15 protein-coding genes are annotated in these 13,798 nt (G+C 42.6%); 7 read left to right on the top strand and 8 right to left on the bottom strand.

Going from position 1 to position 13,798, the window contains the following annotated elements; genetic code table 11:
• Window positions 1-1,590 carry a BCCT family transporter gene (locus tag LX64_RS06135; protein ID WP_111596733.1) on the bottom strand — a complete coding sequence of 530 codons (1,590 nt, stop codon included), beginning with the start codon at window positions 1,588-1,590 and terminating at the stop codon, window positions 1-3.
• 133 nt (window positions 1,591-1,723) lie between these two features.
• On the opposite strand from LX64_RS06135, the gene LX64_RS06130 reads away from it, so the two are divergent.
• Window positions 1,724-2,182 (top strand): YhcH/YjgK/YiaL family protein, encoded by a 459-nt coding sequence (locus LX64_RS06130; protein ID WP_111596732.1) that lies wholly within the window; start codon window positions 1,724-1,726, stop codon window positions 2,180-2,182.
• A gap of 70 nt (window positions 2,183-2,252) precedes the next feature.
• Here the strand turns inward: LX64_RS06130 and LX64_RS06125 are convergent, their stop codons facing one another.
• The 3 genes from LX64_RS06125 to LX64_RS06115 form a co-directional block, all read right to left on the bottom strand.
• Window positions 2,253-2,822 (bottom strand): NUDIX hydrolase, encoded by a 570-nt coding sequence (locus LX64_RS06125; RefSeq protein ID WP_111596731.1) that lies wholly within the window; start codon window positions 2,820-2,822, stop codon window positions 2,253-2,255.
• Between the two features lie 107 nt (window positions 2,823-2,929).
• The gene (locus tag LX64_RS06120; RefSeq protein WP_111596730.1) at window positions 2,930-3,178 is read right to left on the bottom strand and encodes a VF530 family protein; all 249 of its coding nucleotides are present in this window, start codon (window positions 3,176-3,178) and stop codon (window positions 2,930-2,932) included.
• Window positions 3,179-3,184: 6 nt separating this feature from the next.
• Window positions 3,185-3,574 (bottom strand): VOC family protein, encoded by a 390-nt coding sequence (locus LX64_RS06115; RefSeq protein ID WP_111596729.1) that lies wholly within the window; start codon window positions 3,572-3,574, stop codon window positions 3,185-3,187.
• A 140-nt stretch (window positions 3,575-3,714) separates the two neighbouring features.
• On the opposite strand from LX64_RS06115, the gene LX64_RS06110 reads away from it, so the two are divergent.
• Window positions 3,715-4,863, top strand: a complete 1,149-nt coding sequence (locus LX64_RS06110; RefSeq protein WP_211324744.1) for a putative sensor domain DACNV-containing protein — start codon at window positions 3,715-3,717, stop codon at window positions 4,861-4,863.
• Between the two features lie 445 nt (window positions 4,864-5,308).
• Window positions 5,309-6,427, top strand: coding sequence for a phosphotransferase enzyme family protein (locus LX64_RS06105; protein WP_111596728.1), 1,119 nt, complete (start codon window positions 5,309-5,311; stop codon window positions 6,425-6,427).
• Here the strand turns inward: LX64_RS06105 and LX64_RS06100 are convergent.
• A complete protein-coding gene (locus LX64_RS06100; RefSeq protein ID WP_111596727.1) occupies window positions 6,393-6,767 on the bottom strand; it encodes a glyoxalase superfamily protein in 375 nt (124 codons plus the stop codon). The genes LX64_RS06105 and LX64_RS06100 overlap by 35 nt on opposite strands.
• 12 nt (window positions 6,768-6,779) lie before the next feature.
• On the bottom strand, window positions 6,780-7,586 hold the full coding sequence (locus LX64_RS06095; protein ID WP_111596726.1) for an MBL fold metallo-hydrolase: 807 nt from the start codon (window positions 7,584-7,586) through the stop codon (window positions 6,780-6,782).
• Between the two features lie 517 nt (window positions 7,587-8,103).
• On the opposite strand from LX64_RS06095, the gene LX64_RS06090 reads away from it, so the two are divergent.
• The 3 genes from LX64_RS06090 (at window position 8,104) to LX64_RS06080 (ending at window position 10,876) form a co-directional block, all read left to right on the top strand.
• On the top strand, window positions 8,104-9,504 hold the full coding sequence (locus LX64_RS06090) for an RtcB family protein (protein ID WP_111596725.1): 1,401 nt from the start codon (window positions 8,104-8,106) through the stop codon (window positions 9,502-9,504).
• A 6-nt stretch (window positions 9,505-9,510) separates the two neighbouring features.
• Entirely contained in the window at window positions 9,511-10,128 is a 618-nt protein-coding gene (gene prfH / locus LX64_RS06085; RefSeq protein WP_111596724.1) for a peptide chain release factor H, read from the top strand.
• Between the two features lie 244 nt (window positions 10,129-10,372).
• On the top strand, window positions 10,373-10,876 hold the full coding sequence (locus LX64_RS06080) for a hypothetical protein (RefSeq protein WP_111596723.1): 504 nt from the start codon (window positions 10,373-10,375) through the stop codon (window positions 10,874-10,876).
• A 59-nt stretch (window positions 10,877-10,935) separates the two neighbouring features.
• Here LX64_RS06080 and LX64_RS06075 read toward each other — a convergent pair whose 3' ends face one another.
• Window positions 10,936-12,177 (bottom strand): multidrug effflux MFS transporter, encoded by a 1,242-nt coding sequence (locus tag LX64_RS06075; protein ID WP_111596722.1) that lies wholly within the window; start codon window positions 12,175-12,177, stop codon window positions 10,936-10,938.
• 86 nt (window positions 12,178-12,263) lie between these two features.
• Window positions 12,264-13,028: a LuxR C-terminal-related transcriptional regulator gene (locus tag LX64_RS06070; protein ID WP_111596721.1), complete on the bottom strand. Its 765-nt coding sequence runs from the start codon at window positions 13,026-13,028 to the stop codon at window positions 12,264-12,266.
• A gap of 271 nt (window positions 13,029-13,299) precedes the next feature.
• Here LX64_RS06070 and LX64_RS06065 point away from each other — a divergent pair, with 271 nt between their 5' ends.
• Window positions 13,300-13,785, top strand: a complete 486-nt coding sequence (locus LX64_RS06065) for a hypothetical protein (protein WP_148707210.1) — start codon at window positions 13,300-13,302, stop codon at window positions 13,783-13,785.
• The last annotated feature ends 13 nt before the right edge of the window (window positions 13,786-13,798 follow it).

The raw sequence follows: 13,798 nt of genomic DNA, 5'->3' as shown, positions 1-13,798 counted from the left end.
TTATTTTTGTGGGTCGTTGGATGATGAGGTGTCGTTCACTAAATCACTAATAAAATTCCTATAACTTTTTTCCTGTTTCTGTTTGTGCTTCTTCTGAAGGGCATTATATTCCTCCGATAATCCTTTCTTCAAACTATAACACATCAATAGTATTATCACAGCAAAGGGCAACCCGGCTATAATTACGGCTGTTTGCAAGGCTTGTAAACCACCGCCCCATAATAACACGATGGCAATAAAGGCTTGCATGAAAGCCCAGAAAATTCGTTGTAATACCGGTGTATGCATGCTGCCACCAGATGTAATATTGTCCACCACCAATGAACCTGAATCTGAGGAAGTGATGAAGAAAAACCCAACCAGCACAACCGCCAAAAAGGAAATGGCCTGCGTAAGAGGGAATTGTTGTAAGAAGTAAAACAAGGCCGTCGATAAATTACTTTGTACTTCATGTATAATCCCATCGTTGCCTTGTAATATATTGTGCAAGGCTGTGCCGCCGAAGATGGTCATCCATAACAAGGTTAATATAGCAGGCACTATCAATACCCCTAGTATAAACTCCCGCACCGTTCTGCCTTTGGAAATCCGGGCAATGAAACTACCCACGAAAGGCGACCATGCTATCCACCAAGCCCAATAAAAAACAGTCCAACTATTTTGCCAGCCGGTCTGGCGGTAACTATCGTTCCAAGTACTTATTTCAATGAAGTTGCCTAAGTATGATCCCGTGTTTTGAATAAAACTTTTCAACAAGTAAATAGTAGGTCCTAATATGAACACCAATAGCATCAATGCAAAGGCTAGAATCATGTTCACGTTACTTAATATCTTCACCCCCTTATCCAAACCCGATACCACCGATAATGTGGCGATACAAGAAATTCCGATAATCAATAAACACTGGAACCCAATACTGCTGCTCCACCCAAACAAAAATTCTAATCCCGCCGCCATTTGTTGTACGCCTAATCCCAATGATGTCGATAACCCAAACAAGGTGGCCAATACGCTCAATATATCTATCGCATGTCCCCACCAACCATGGATGCGTTCGCCCAAAAAGGGATAAAACAAACTCCTAAATGTTAGCGGTAATTTCTTATTAAATGCAAAGAATGCTAATGCTAATCCTACCAAGGCATATATCCCCCAAGCATGTAAACCCCAATGCAAGAAGGTATAATTCATGGCTTGCTTTGCAGCTGCTACGGGCGAACCCACGGGTTGAGGAGGTTGTGCAAAATGTGATACGGGTTCGGCTACACTAAAAAACATGATACCAATACCCATGCCCGCGCTAAATAACATGGCAAACCACGATCCTGTACTAAATTCCGGTTCCGCCTTCTCGCCGCCTAACCGGATATTGCCATATTTTCCAAACGCCATCGCCAAACAAAACACCAGTATAAAGTTCACCGTCAGTATAAAGAACCAACCCAAGTTTTCCGTTACCAAGTATTGCATCCGTAAAAACCATTCGTCAACAGATGCTTTAAAGGCAATACACAATATCAAGCTTGCCAGCACAATAAGGCCGGAAGTGTAGAATACGGGTTTTATAACGACGAACTTCGGAATTTTCATGTAATGGTGTTTAAGGTGCGACCTGCCATGAAATAACGGGGAAAGCAGCAAGAAGGTTCTAGCCGGCAGAAATGGATTTATCAAAATTTTCTCACTATCTTTCACCCATTCTATCAGCAATATCGAACAGGAAATGATTATAGATACTTTTCAGAATGCCCAATTATATCATGGTTTGGGCGAAAAATTTGTGAAGGCGTTCAATTACCTTGCCAATACAAACTTCTTGGCATTAGAAAAAGGTAAGTATGAAGTGGAAGGAGATAAGATCTTCGCCATTGTAAACGAATACGATACCGTAGACGCCGCCGGCGAACAAATGGAAGCACACAAGAAATACATCGATATTCAATATATCGTAAAAGGGAAGGAGTTAATCGGGCACGATTTCTTACGCGAACAAATTCCTTCCAAACCTTATAGCGAAACAGAAGACTATATGCTATTCGCCGAAAAGCCTTCTTTCTTTTCTATGCTCGACACGGGCATGTTTGCTATTTTCTTCCCCACCGATTTACATATGCCTAATATCAGCATTGCAGATGCCATTGGTGTGAAAAAAGTAGTGATGAAGATTGCGGTGGATTATTAACCGGCTTTCTCAAACATAGATAAAGCGTTTGATGTAAACCAAGCTATAAAGCTTACATCAAACGCTTTTTTTATTGTAAACGGTAGAAGTCTTCTACAATCTTGAAGGTAATTTTCGATTTGTCAACCATTGGGTTTGTATACCCATATTCAATAAAGGCGGCGCCCCACACTGCCTGGGGATCTTGGTGAATCTTATTTAAAATTAATACCGACGCCGGGTAAGGCACCAAGTTTTGCGCTTCTTCCCAACTAAACCAACCCACTTTCTCGCCTGCTGATGCAGGTGTAGGGGCGTTCTTCTCGTACGTTAGCACAAAATAAGGGCGAATAATATTGCGGTATTTGTTGGGGTAATGATAGGTAAACATACCCGCCAACTGTAAATGCTTCGTTTTCACCCCCAGTTCTGCCGATACACTGTCGGCCAAGTTTTTAAAACTGATATTGCCTTCATACACCGAACCGGGTACTTCCCATGCTTGGCGGTTTTTGTCGTACATCAGCAAAATTTGGTCTTTGTCATTTTGGATAATGAACTTAGGAGCAGTTACATGAACGCTATCGCGCGCTGTTTGCGCTTGCAAGGCGAATGGTAATGCCAGCAAGCAAAATAATAGGATAAGGGTATTCAATCTCATGTAGTTAGGGTTTTCAGGCAACAAGATAAGGATTTCTAACTAAGAAAGCCGGCGAATAGTTGTCGAGATGAAAAAATAAAACCCGCTATCACAGCGGGTTTTAGCAATTATTTTAGCAAGCCTTTTCTCAGGGCATACTTGTAGAAATCTTCCACTTTTGTACGTGCCCAAGGTGTTTTGCGTAAGAATTTTAAAGATGAATTGATGGTTGGATTACTGATGAAACAGTTGATCCTAATTTGGTAACCCAATTCCTCCCAACCAAGGCTATCTACCAAGTGGTTCAATATCTTTTCTAAGCTTAGCCCATGTAATGGGTCTTTAGAAACCTGTTTCGGTACTTCTTTCTCTTCCATATTGTACTATTGTTGGTAAAGTTCCAACGGTAAACCGTCGGGATCTTGGAAAAATGTAAATCGTTTCCCAGTGAATTCATCCACCCGGATCTCTTCACAAGGTACGCCTTTCGCGGTTAATGCTGCTTTAGCAGCTTCAATATCTTGCACCGCAAAGGCTAAGTGTCGTAATCCCAATGCCTCCGGTCGCGATGGGCGAGGCGGTGGTGTAGGGAAGGAGAAGAGTTCAATTACATACTGCCCCTGTAAAGCCAAATCCAATTTGTAAGAATCTCTTTCCGCCCGGTATACCTCTCGTACTATTGCTAAGCCCAGTACTTCCGTGTAAAACGCCTTGGATCGCGCGTAATCACTGCAAATAATGGCGATATGATGAACTTTCTCTAATTGCAACATGTTGTAAGCTGAGTTTCCGCAAATGTCATCATTTTTCAATGATCATGGAAATTTTACAGTTTTCATACGTGCAGCCATATGTGATTGTTTTTTATTCGACTAATTTTGACGACGTTTCGATTGGAACGTGCACTTATTATATGGAAATCAAATACAAATCAACCTACGCCGCCGCTAAAAAGGTCGCCGATAGTATTTCAATGCATTACTGTAAACATTTGAATGCAGCGAAAGCAAATGGAGAAGGTGATTTAGCGAATGCGCCCGGGGTTCAAATCATAGAAAAAATTATCGACGTTGCCTTTTGGGCGAGCTTACGCCGGGAAGAAGGCATTGCCACGAAAATATCGCTTGCATTTCTACATCCCGAACAATCGGGTAAACCATTATTATTCGCCCAACGCTTGGCTTTTAATGCAGATGTACTTACCAAGTTAGGTCCCGGTGTAGAAAGTGCCGGTGTACATGTAGGCATTTGGCATGATGAAGATGGACTCTATATCTGGGGAACCACGAATAAACTACCACAATACTGCTTTGTAGTAGATGTATCGGAGCCCGGCCTCATTGTGGTTAAACACAGGCGCGCCATGGGCCTAGCGAAGTTCGCGAACGTAGCCGTACTAAAAGGCGACCAAGTAAAGATCGTCGACGAAGAATGTGCTACCTTCCCCGATACCCCGTCGATTGTATCGGCCCTCCTAGGTACCGAAACCTCGGCCGTATGGAACGACCCTACCAACATCCTCATCCAAATCGCCGTATCGATGCGGGCCCACAAACGGGGCGGTATCTTATTGGTAGTGCCGGACGAGCATGCGAATTGGCGGAATTCCATCATTCACCCCATGCAATATGCTATCCAACCTTCCTTTAGCGGTGTGGCCGACTTGGGAAGAGTAACCGAAAGCAACACCAGCGAAATCTTCTGGCAAAACGCCCTCCGCCGCGAAGTATCTAACATTACAGGTCTTACCGCGGTAGATGGTGCTACTATTGTAAACCAAAGCCACGAACTGTTAGCTTTCGGTGCCAAAATAGCCCGCGCACAAGGTGCCCTCCCGGTAGATCAAATTGTAATGATTGAACCGATTATGGGTGGCCGCGCCAAAGAAGTACATCCATCAAGTATTGGCGGCACTAGGCATTTATCTACAGCCCAGTTCATTCACGATCAGCGCGATGCCATTGGTTTGGTAGCTTCTCAAGATGGCTACTTTACCGTGTTCTCTTGGTCGGATGTAGCTGAAAAGGTACAAGCCCATAGAATCGATATTCTGTTAATATAATAACGAAGGCCAAAGCAATTTGGCCTTTCTTTCCTCTTCTTTATCAAGTAGTTAATAGCTGCCCTCTCATTGCTTGGGCATGTTTTATTGCCATATCCCAGTATGCTTCCCATTAGCATCTAGTGTTAGTCCAATATCTACCCAAGGCTTCCTAGCATCTTCAAGCAAGGCATTTCATGTAGCTGCCATGTGTTTTCCAAGTAGTCACCAAGTACTTTCCATGTACTTTCTAAGTAAGTTCCATGTAAATACATCGTATTTACATCGGTCTTCCTTCGATCTTCCCCTTACTTTTCCCTACCATCACCCTATCCTTACCCTATCTAAAGCCTATCTCGACCCTATCCCAAGCCTATCTCGAGCCTATCTCCACCCTATCTTTTTCCAGTAAAAGCCTATCTTCCAGCCGATTTGACCCTTGTAATTGATTGTGAATCATGTTGATATGACAATGTCAAAATATAACTTATTGTTTTTCAATATCATTGCTGGCTATAAAGAATTAAGCGTAACTTGCGTCCCCTTTTTAAACGCCAATACGCATTCAACTATGGTACAACTGCCCGTTATCACCTCCACTTTTTCACCCGCTGCTTTGGGTGAGTATCTACAATCGGCTTACCAGTTACCTGGGCCGGTTACCTGTACAATGCTCCGTATGGGTATTAACCACACTTTTAAAGTACAATGGCAAGGAGGGGCAGGTGTATTCAGGGTGTACAGTATAAATTGGCGTTCCGAGGCGGAAATACAGGCAGAAATCCAAGTGCTGCTTACATTACAAGCGCAAAACGTGGCCGTATCTTACCCCTTAGCCGATAAGCAAGGACGATATATGCAAGCACTACAAAGCCCGGAAGGCCTGCGCTACGGGGTGATGTTTTCTTTTGCTGCTGGTGAGAAGGTGATGTTCTATGGGGCCGATTTGCACAAGAAGGTAGGGGAGGTAATGGCCCATTTTCACGAAGTAACTGCAGGAATGAACATTCAACGCGAAACCTATACCCCCGAACGCTTACTCGACCATACTATTGCTAAACTCTGCCAGTGGATCGATCCTCATTCCCCCGAGATCACATTTATGGCGTCTACAAGAACCATACTCCACGAAAGCCTGCAACAAGTGAACTGGGACTTACTACCGAAAGGCCCCGTACACATGGATATTTGGTTCGACAATATGAGTATCCGCCTTGAAGGGGATGTAACCATCTTCGATTTTGATTTCTTAGGAAATGGTCCACGCTGCCTCGATCTAGCCTATTACCTCATGCAATTATACCATTTAGAGAAAGAAGGTCCTGCGTATGAAGAGAAATACGCTGCTTTCATGGCAGGTTACAACAGTGTGCGCCCCGTTCAACCGGAAGAGTTACAGGCTATTCCCGCGCTGAGCGTGGCTTTATACTATTTCTATTTGGGAATACAGTGCGACCGCTTCGAGAATTTCTCGAACGTTTACTTGAATGAAGCGTATTTGAAGCGTTATATTGAAGTGATTGTGAAGCGGATATTTAATTTCCTTGCTCCTAAGATTGCGGCGTCAACGTCTCTTGGAAAATAATTTTATTCATGAAAGGGTCTAATACTTCTACCAACAGGATGTTTTCGTCCCAAAAAGCTTTATGAAGCCCGGGTTTTAGGTATCTATATTCTTTTGCCATTAATTGCTGCTGGAATGAAGCTAAGTCCTTCATACCCGTAATAAAGATGCGGCCGCCCGGGGTAGCATCTCCATGGTGTTCCGAAAGATCCAGTAAGGCATCTTGGAACTTCACCTGCATGTAAAAAGGGAAGTTGCCAGGTTGGTGCTTAAATACCACTTCAAAGCCGAGAAAATCGACATAGAACTCGATCACTTTTTCGTAGTTGAATACACGGAATACAGGCACTACTTTCAGCATATATACAATTATTTAGAATAACAGCGGTATTTCATGGATGTTTTGGCATCCCGTGGTGTGTACTTTAAATACAGGCGATTCTTCATAACGGGAAGCAACCATCACTTTCACCCCGTTTGCATGCTCGTTGAACATGGATTGGGCTAGCTGTGGATCATTATTATCTTTCGATAAGTGCGATAACAACAGCAAGCTCATGTGCGCCGGCCTATGTGCTTGGAACAACTCCAATGCTTGGCGGTTAGATAAGTGCCCCTTGCCACCCCTAATCCTATTCTTCAAAAAGTAAGGGTAACGACCGTTTTCCAACATGGCCTCGTCGTAATTCGCCTCCAAAAAAGCAGCATGACACATTTTAAAATGCTGGATCAAATGATCGCAGGGTGCCCCTATATCTGTAAAAATCCCGATGTTCACTTCGTGATTCTGTACAATAAAGCTATGAGGCTCAATGGCATCGTGGAACTTCGGGAAAGCAGTAATCTTCAATTCCCCCACCACGATCGGCGCATAGGGGTCAAAGCTGATTACGCGTTCGCTGGGTAAACTTAAACCACCACTACGCATCGTTTCGCCCGTGATGTACACCGGTAAATTAAACTTCTTCGATAATACGGGTATACCGCGGATATGATCGGAATGCTCGTGGGAAACAAATATAGCCCGCACCTTCTGCATGGAAAGTCCTAGGCGTTTCATACGCTTCTCGGTTTCACGACAAGAGATCCCGGCATCAATCAACACGGCATCCTGTTCGTTGCCGATATAATAGCAGTTCCCGTTACTGCCAGAGTTAAGCGAAGTGATAAATAGTGACATGCATTGCAAAGAAAACCCGTTTTTCGGAATTTACCTGCAAGATTTCACATAAATATTGTTCTTATGTTTATAGGCAGTTAAAAGCGTTATTCATAGCGTGTTTTGGAAATATAATTGATATGTCAATTAAATGGAGTGTGCAGCTTCCACAGAAAAAAGATGATAAAAAATTTTATAATTTGAAATGAAGTACTACTTTTGCATCGAATTCCTTTATCACTCACATTTAAATCTAAGGAATCATGACAGAACGTATTCACATATCGCCCTCTTCACTCGCTGCCTAAACTAGGCCGGTCTTCCTGTTTTTATTATTGAAACATACAGTGCACCTTCGCGCTAGGGGATTGTTTTGCCTATAGCAGTTTCTTGAGTGTATGATTGCATCGCGTTGCTCCAACGCGACAGGGCATTACCATGTAATTTATTTATTTTCTTGAATGATATGCTAACGAAGTGTTAGTCATATATGGAATTGCTATGTCAATATTTGATATGGCATATAACTAAAAATATTATGGGCCAGTTAAAAGCTAAAACGCTCAGTAAAATAGGATATACAAACGACCAAGCCCGCAGCTTGGCATTAAATATTCTATCGAAACATTATAAACACGATACCAACGAGGCATTAATTGACTTGTTGACAGATATCAAAAACAATCCCAACAACTACTTACAACACGAAGTACTGGGAAAAATAGCCGAACAATTCACCGGTAAGGAAGTCGACATTCATTGGCAGACTTTCGATTTACTGGCTGAAACAGGCATGTTAAAAATTTTTGGTGGCAAGTGCATTGAACACAGCGCGAAGAAACAAATGGAAACAGCGATGAGCTTACCCATTACCATGCAAGGCGCGCTTATGCCCGATGCACACGCCGGTTACGGTTTGCCTATTGGTGGTGTATTGGCTACGAAAAATGCCGTTATTCCCTACGCAGTAGGTGTGGATATTGGTTGTAGAATGTCGTTGTCGATTATTGATGAAGATGAAAGTTTCTTCAAACGCTATAGCTACCAAATGAAAGTGGCTCTGAAAGAACAAACACACTTCGGTATGGAAGGCGGTTTGGAATTTCACCAGGAGCATCCAGTTTTAGACGATGCGCGTTTCGACGACACGGCTTTCTTAAAACGTATGCAAATCAAGGCAGCAAGGCAACTCGGCTCTTCTGGTGGGGGTAATCACTTTGTAGAATTCGGGTTAATTGATATGCCCGAAGGGAATGATTTACAATTACCGGCAAAGTCGTATGTAGCCTTATTGTCGCACTCGGGTAGCCGCGGTTTAGGTGCTACTATTGCGCAACATTACACGCAAATTGCCATGCAAACTTGTAAGCTGCCGCGTTCGGCGCAATCTTTAGCGTGGTTGGATTTAGATACGGAAGCCGGTCAAGAATATTGGTTGAGTATGAACCTTGCAGGCGATTATGCCAAGGCATGCCACGAAGCCATTCACTACAACCTGCTGAAAAGCTTGGGCTTAAAAGCAATGGCCAACATTAACAACCACCACAATTTTGCCTGGAAAGATACATTGCCATCGGGTGAAGAAGCGATCATACACCGTAAAGGTGCTACGCCTGCACATGCCGGCGAATGGGGAATTATTCCAGGTAGTATGACTACCGCTGCTTACCTCGTAAAAGGTTTAGGCAATGAAGCGGCCTTGTATTCAGCTTCTCATGGTGCCGGTAGGGCTATGAGCAGGCAACAAGCCAAACAAAAAATGACCGTATCGGCCTTAAAGAAAATTTTAGCCGATGCAGGCGTTACCTTAATTGGTGGCAGCGTTGAAGAAAACCCGTTTGCGTATAAAGACATTGAAACAGTAATGGCAGCGCAAACACAATTAGTAAATGTACAAGGACGGTTTTTACCTAAAATCGTTCGCATGCACAAAGAATAATAAACAATGGACAAATTAATTATCCAAATATCATCGGGCCGTGGCCCAGTTGAATGTGCCCGTGTAGTAGCTAAAGTAAAAGAGAAAATTGTAGCCCACGCAAAAGCAGCACACATTGCACTCGATACTATTGAAGAAGTAAAAGGTGATCTTAAAGGCACCTTTTTATCGGTTACACTGTTGGCCTTTGGGCACGGTGTACGTGATGTGTTTCAAGAATGGGAGGGCACTATTCAATGGATAGCAGAAAGCCCGTATAGAAAATTCCATAAGCGTAAAAACTGGTTCGTAGGTGTTTCCTTATTCGATCCAGGAGCTGCGCAAAAATGGAACCCCAAAGACGTGGTATTTGAAACGTGCCGTTCCGGCGGACCTGGTGGCCAGAACGTAAATAAAGTAGAAACGGCGGTACGTGGTATCCATCAACCTTCAGGTATTTCGGTTACCGTAACAGATACCCGTTCTCAATTGCAAAACAAGCAATTATGTTTACAGCGTTTGGAAGAGAAGTTTCATGCCGTACAAGCTGCACGTTTGGCGGAACAGCAACAATCGCAATGGCAGGAACACAACGAGTTAGAGCGTGGTGATGCCGTGAAGGTATTGAAAGGGAATCTTTTATAAAAACAGTATACAAAAACAACGGTTATTTCACTTGCCAGGTTAATACGACCAGATATAGTCAATTTCCGGCCACCAATGAAATGGCCGTTGTACGTATACCCGTTGCAGTATAGTTTTGTACTTTATCGTTTACAGTATTTCCGCAGCAACGGCCCCGGTGCTACGCGTTTGAGTGTTAACTATTATTTGCTGTTTTGTTGGAAGTTCCAGTTTTACCTTTTGCTTACCCAAATTGTCATTACACATGAAAAATTTGCTTGTACTCGTATTGGGTTTCCTTTTGTTAGCAGCTTGTAAAAAAGGCGACGATGGTGCGCCTGGCAAAGACGGCAATGATGGAAACGCCAATGTTGTAACCTTCACATTCGGTGCTAAGACTGTGAATGGCGGTGCCGAAAACTTTGTATTGAATAATTTAAGGAAGGGATTTGTCGATTCCAGTTTAGTCCTGGTGTATTATAATCCCACTGCTGAATTAGATGGTGCATGGTATCCATGTCCTGGCTTAGGTTCAGGCGGATTATATCAAACCCGCTACCTCCTTTACCCTGGTGCAAATGTAAATCAATACGTTTTAGCATTTAGGATCAACAAACCGGATGGTTCGGCCTATGTGCCGGCTGTAGAATTCCGTCGTTTCAAATTTGTATTTGTACCTGCTTCGAAAATTACGCCGGTGGCTAGGAGCGGGGAAAGAGATTACACGGATTATAATAAAGCGAAGTCTTTATTTGGTTGGCAAGATTAACCGTGTCTTTATATATCTACAAAGATAGGCTGCTGTGGTGTACAGCAGCCTTTGTTATTTTAGTGTGCAGCCATCGTAGTGCCTGTAGCAGCTTTGATAGGGTGCTTAATGTTTCTTCTTCCAATCATCAATACCAATAATCCTAATACGGAGGCACCGCAGAAAGCAGTCGCCAACGGCATAGCACTGTTAGCACTGAGTAAGCTCACAAACACGCTGGAAAGTGCGCCTATGCCCATTTGTGCCGCGCCCATTAAAGCAGAAGCACTGCCCGCATTCTTTTCAAAAGGAGCCAATGTTAAGGCGGCAGCATTGGGGTTAATAATACCCAAGCAACAATTCCATAACATGATGAAAATTAATACCAAGGTTAAGTTCAATACATCAAAGTACGCAGCTGCAAAGAACGTAATGCTAATCAATGCCTGTAACGGCAAAGCAAAACGAATCAATTGTTCGCTACTAAACTTGCGCAGCAACAACGTATTAAACTGGCTAGAACCAATGAAACCCGCTGCTAATACAGCAAATATCCAACCATAGGCTTGCTCCGATACCGCGTATACTTCCATGAATAACTTCGGTGATGCCGATAAATAGGCAAACAATCCCGAGAATACAATGGCGCCGGTAAAGGCATACGTATAAAATTGTGCTTGTGATAATACTTGCCCGAATGTGCGTAAAATAGGGCCCGGTTTAAGGGAAATGTTTTTGTCGGGTTGATACTTGGTAGGCAACCACAAAATGCAAGCAATGGTAGTTAATATGCCTAAACCTGTAAGGATAAGAAAAACGGAATGCCAGCCAAATGCCGCTGTTACATAACCGCCAATAGTAGGGGCCAATAACGGTGATGCGCCTACCACTAATAGCAATAAGGCAAATACTTTTGCGCTCTCTTCTACTGGGAATAAATCACGCACCATGGCCATGGCTGCAACGGTGGCAGCACAACTACCAATAGCTTGGAAGAAACGCCAAGCAATTAAACCGTCGATCGTATGCACATAAGCGCAAGCTAAGGAGGAAATGATGTACACGGCCAAGCCTATGTATAAGGGCAGTTTTCTACCGAAACGATCCAATAAAGGGCCGTATAATAATTGTCCAGCGGAGATACCTATAAAATAACTGGAAAGCGATAAGGCTACATGGTTAGCATCCGTTTGTAAATCTTTTGCAATAGCCGGGAACCCGGGTAAATACATGTCGATCGTAAATGGTCCGAGTGCAGTAAGGCTTCCGAGTATTAAAATAAGTGAAACGAATTTCCCGCTAGCGTTGGAGGAGTGAGTCACGTACTGAAAATTTTTGCAAAGATGGAGTTTATAAATGAATATTCATGCATGCAAAAATCGATCACAGTATTTGATATATCTATATCTTATATCCATCCTTCGCGAATGGCTTTCACCACTAGTTCTGCCGACGATTTCGTATTTGTTTTCACGAGCATATTCTTCCGCTGCTTATCTACTGTTTGCTTTGTATTCCCTAAGGCAATCGCTATTTCTTTACTCGTTTTCCCTTGGATTAAAAGTTGCAAGATTTGTTTTTCACGGGGAGAAATAAGTTCTTTGAAGGAAAGGAATACCGGTTTCACTTCCACATCAATATACGACGGTTCTCCATTCATGCCAATAAAAGACAACATGGGGCGACCATCTTTTTTCAAATGCGTAATATCTGTATGTACACCAAACCCACGCAGCAAACTACCAATTTCATTGGTTTGAAGAACGGTTACTTGTGACAATATGCGCACATATTCCCCATCTTTCTTTCTCAAACGGAAATCGGAACGGATTTTATAATGCATGACTTTCCCGGGCGGTAAGTTCATGAAAAACTCCGCTATCATATTTTGAAAGTTTAAAAACCAGAATTGATCGTCGGGATGTATGCAACGAAGAAACTGCATGGAATCAAATTCTTCAGCGGTATAACCTAATACATTACTAACCTGTGGGCTTACAAATTCAAGCGTACCCGTACCTGTGTTAAAAATAAAATAATAATACTCCTCAACATGGAAGATGTTTAATAAGTGTTGTTGAACATCGAATTTGAAATCGAATTCACCGGGTAATACATGTTTAGCAAGGGATTGCCAAAGTTTTTTTAATTCTCCTAAGAGCAATACATCCATAAGCGATTTTAAGCGGGCTATAATTCAAATGCAAGGTACAACAGGCAATTTGCTCGTACATTACTCGGAAGTGGGTATTTTTCAATGATTTACGTAATTTAATTGTCATTGTAACACTTATTTTAAATCACTGTTAAGCTTTTGCACGATTAGGAGTCCGAATAATGCTGGTAATCATGCGTTAAATAAGAAAATGGTAATAAAAATTGGGCCGGTTGTACGCTATATTTTTCGTACCTTAAAGGTAGCCAACGCGGTAATATTTGATCTTATGAAACAACACGATGCATTCAGCGAGCGCTCCCGCTTATTTACCCCCATTTTATTTTTACTCTTTTTACCCATTTTCATTTTATTGGTGGTATTGCTCATCAAGTTTATGTACAATGGAGATAAAGTAGATATTATAGCCTTATCGTTAGCTATATTGCTGCAATTGGCTGTATTTGCCTTGTTATTGATCTACCGCTTAAGTGTATTGGTAGATGAAGACGGGGTACATTTTACTTACCCGCCCCACGTAAGGAAATTGCGTACCATTCCTTGGGAGGATATCGATTATGTGCAGGTGGTAGAATTCAATGCACTGGGCGATTTCTTGGGATGGGGGTATAAGCGAAGCCCGAAATATGGACAAGGGTACCTTACGCAAGGGAATGCCGGTTTGTTTGTTGTAAAGAAAGATGGTACTACGTTTATGTTGTCTATTTTAAATACCCAAAAACTACAAGAGATCTTGCATGCCCTGGAAAAATAAAAAACCGGGCTGC

The organism is Chitinophaga skermanii, assembly GCF_003259335.1.
GTDB lineage: Bacteria > Bacteroidota > Bacteroidia > Chitinophagales > Chitinophagaceae > Chitinophaga > Chitinophaga skermanii.
This window is presented reverse-complemented; position numbering and strand designations above follow the sequence as displayed.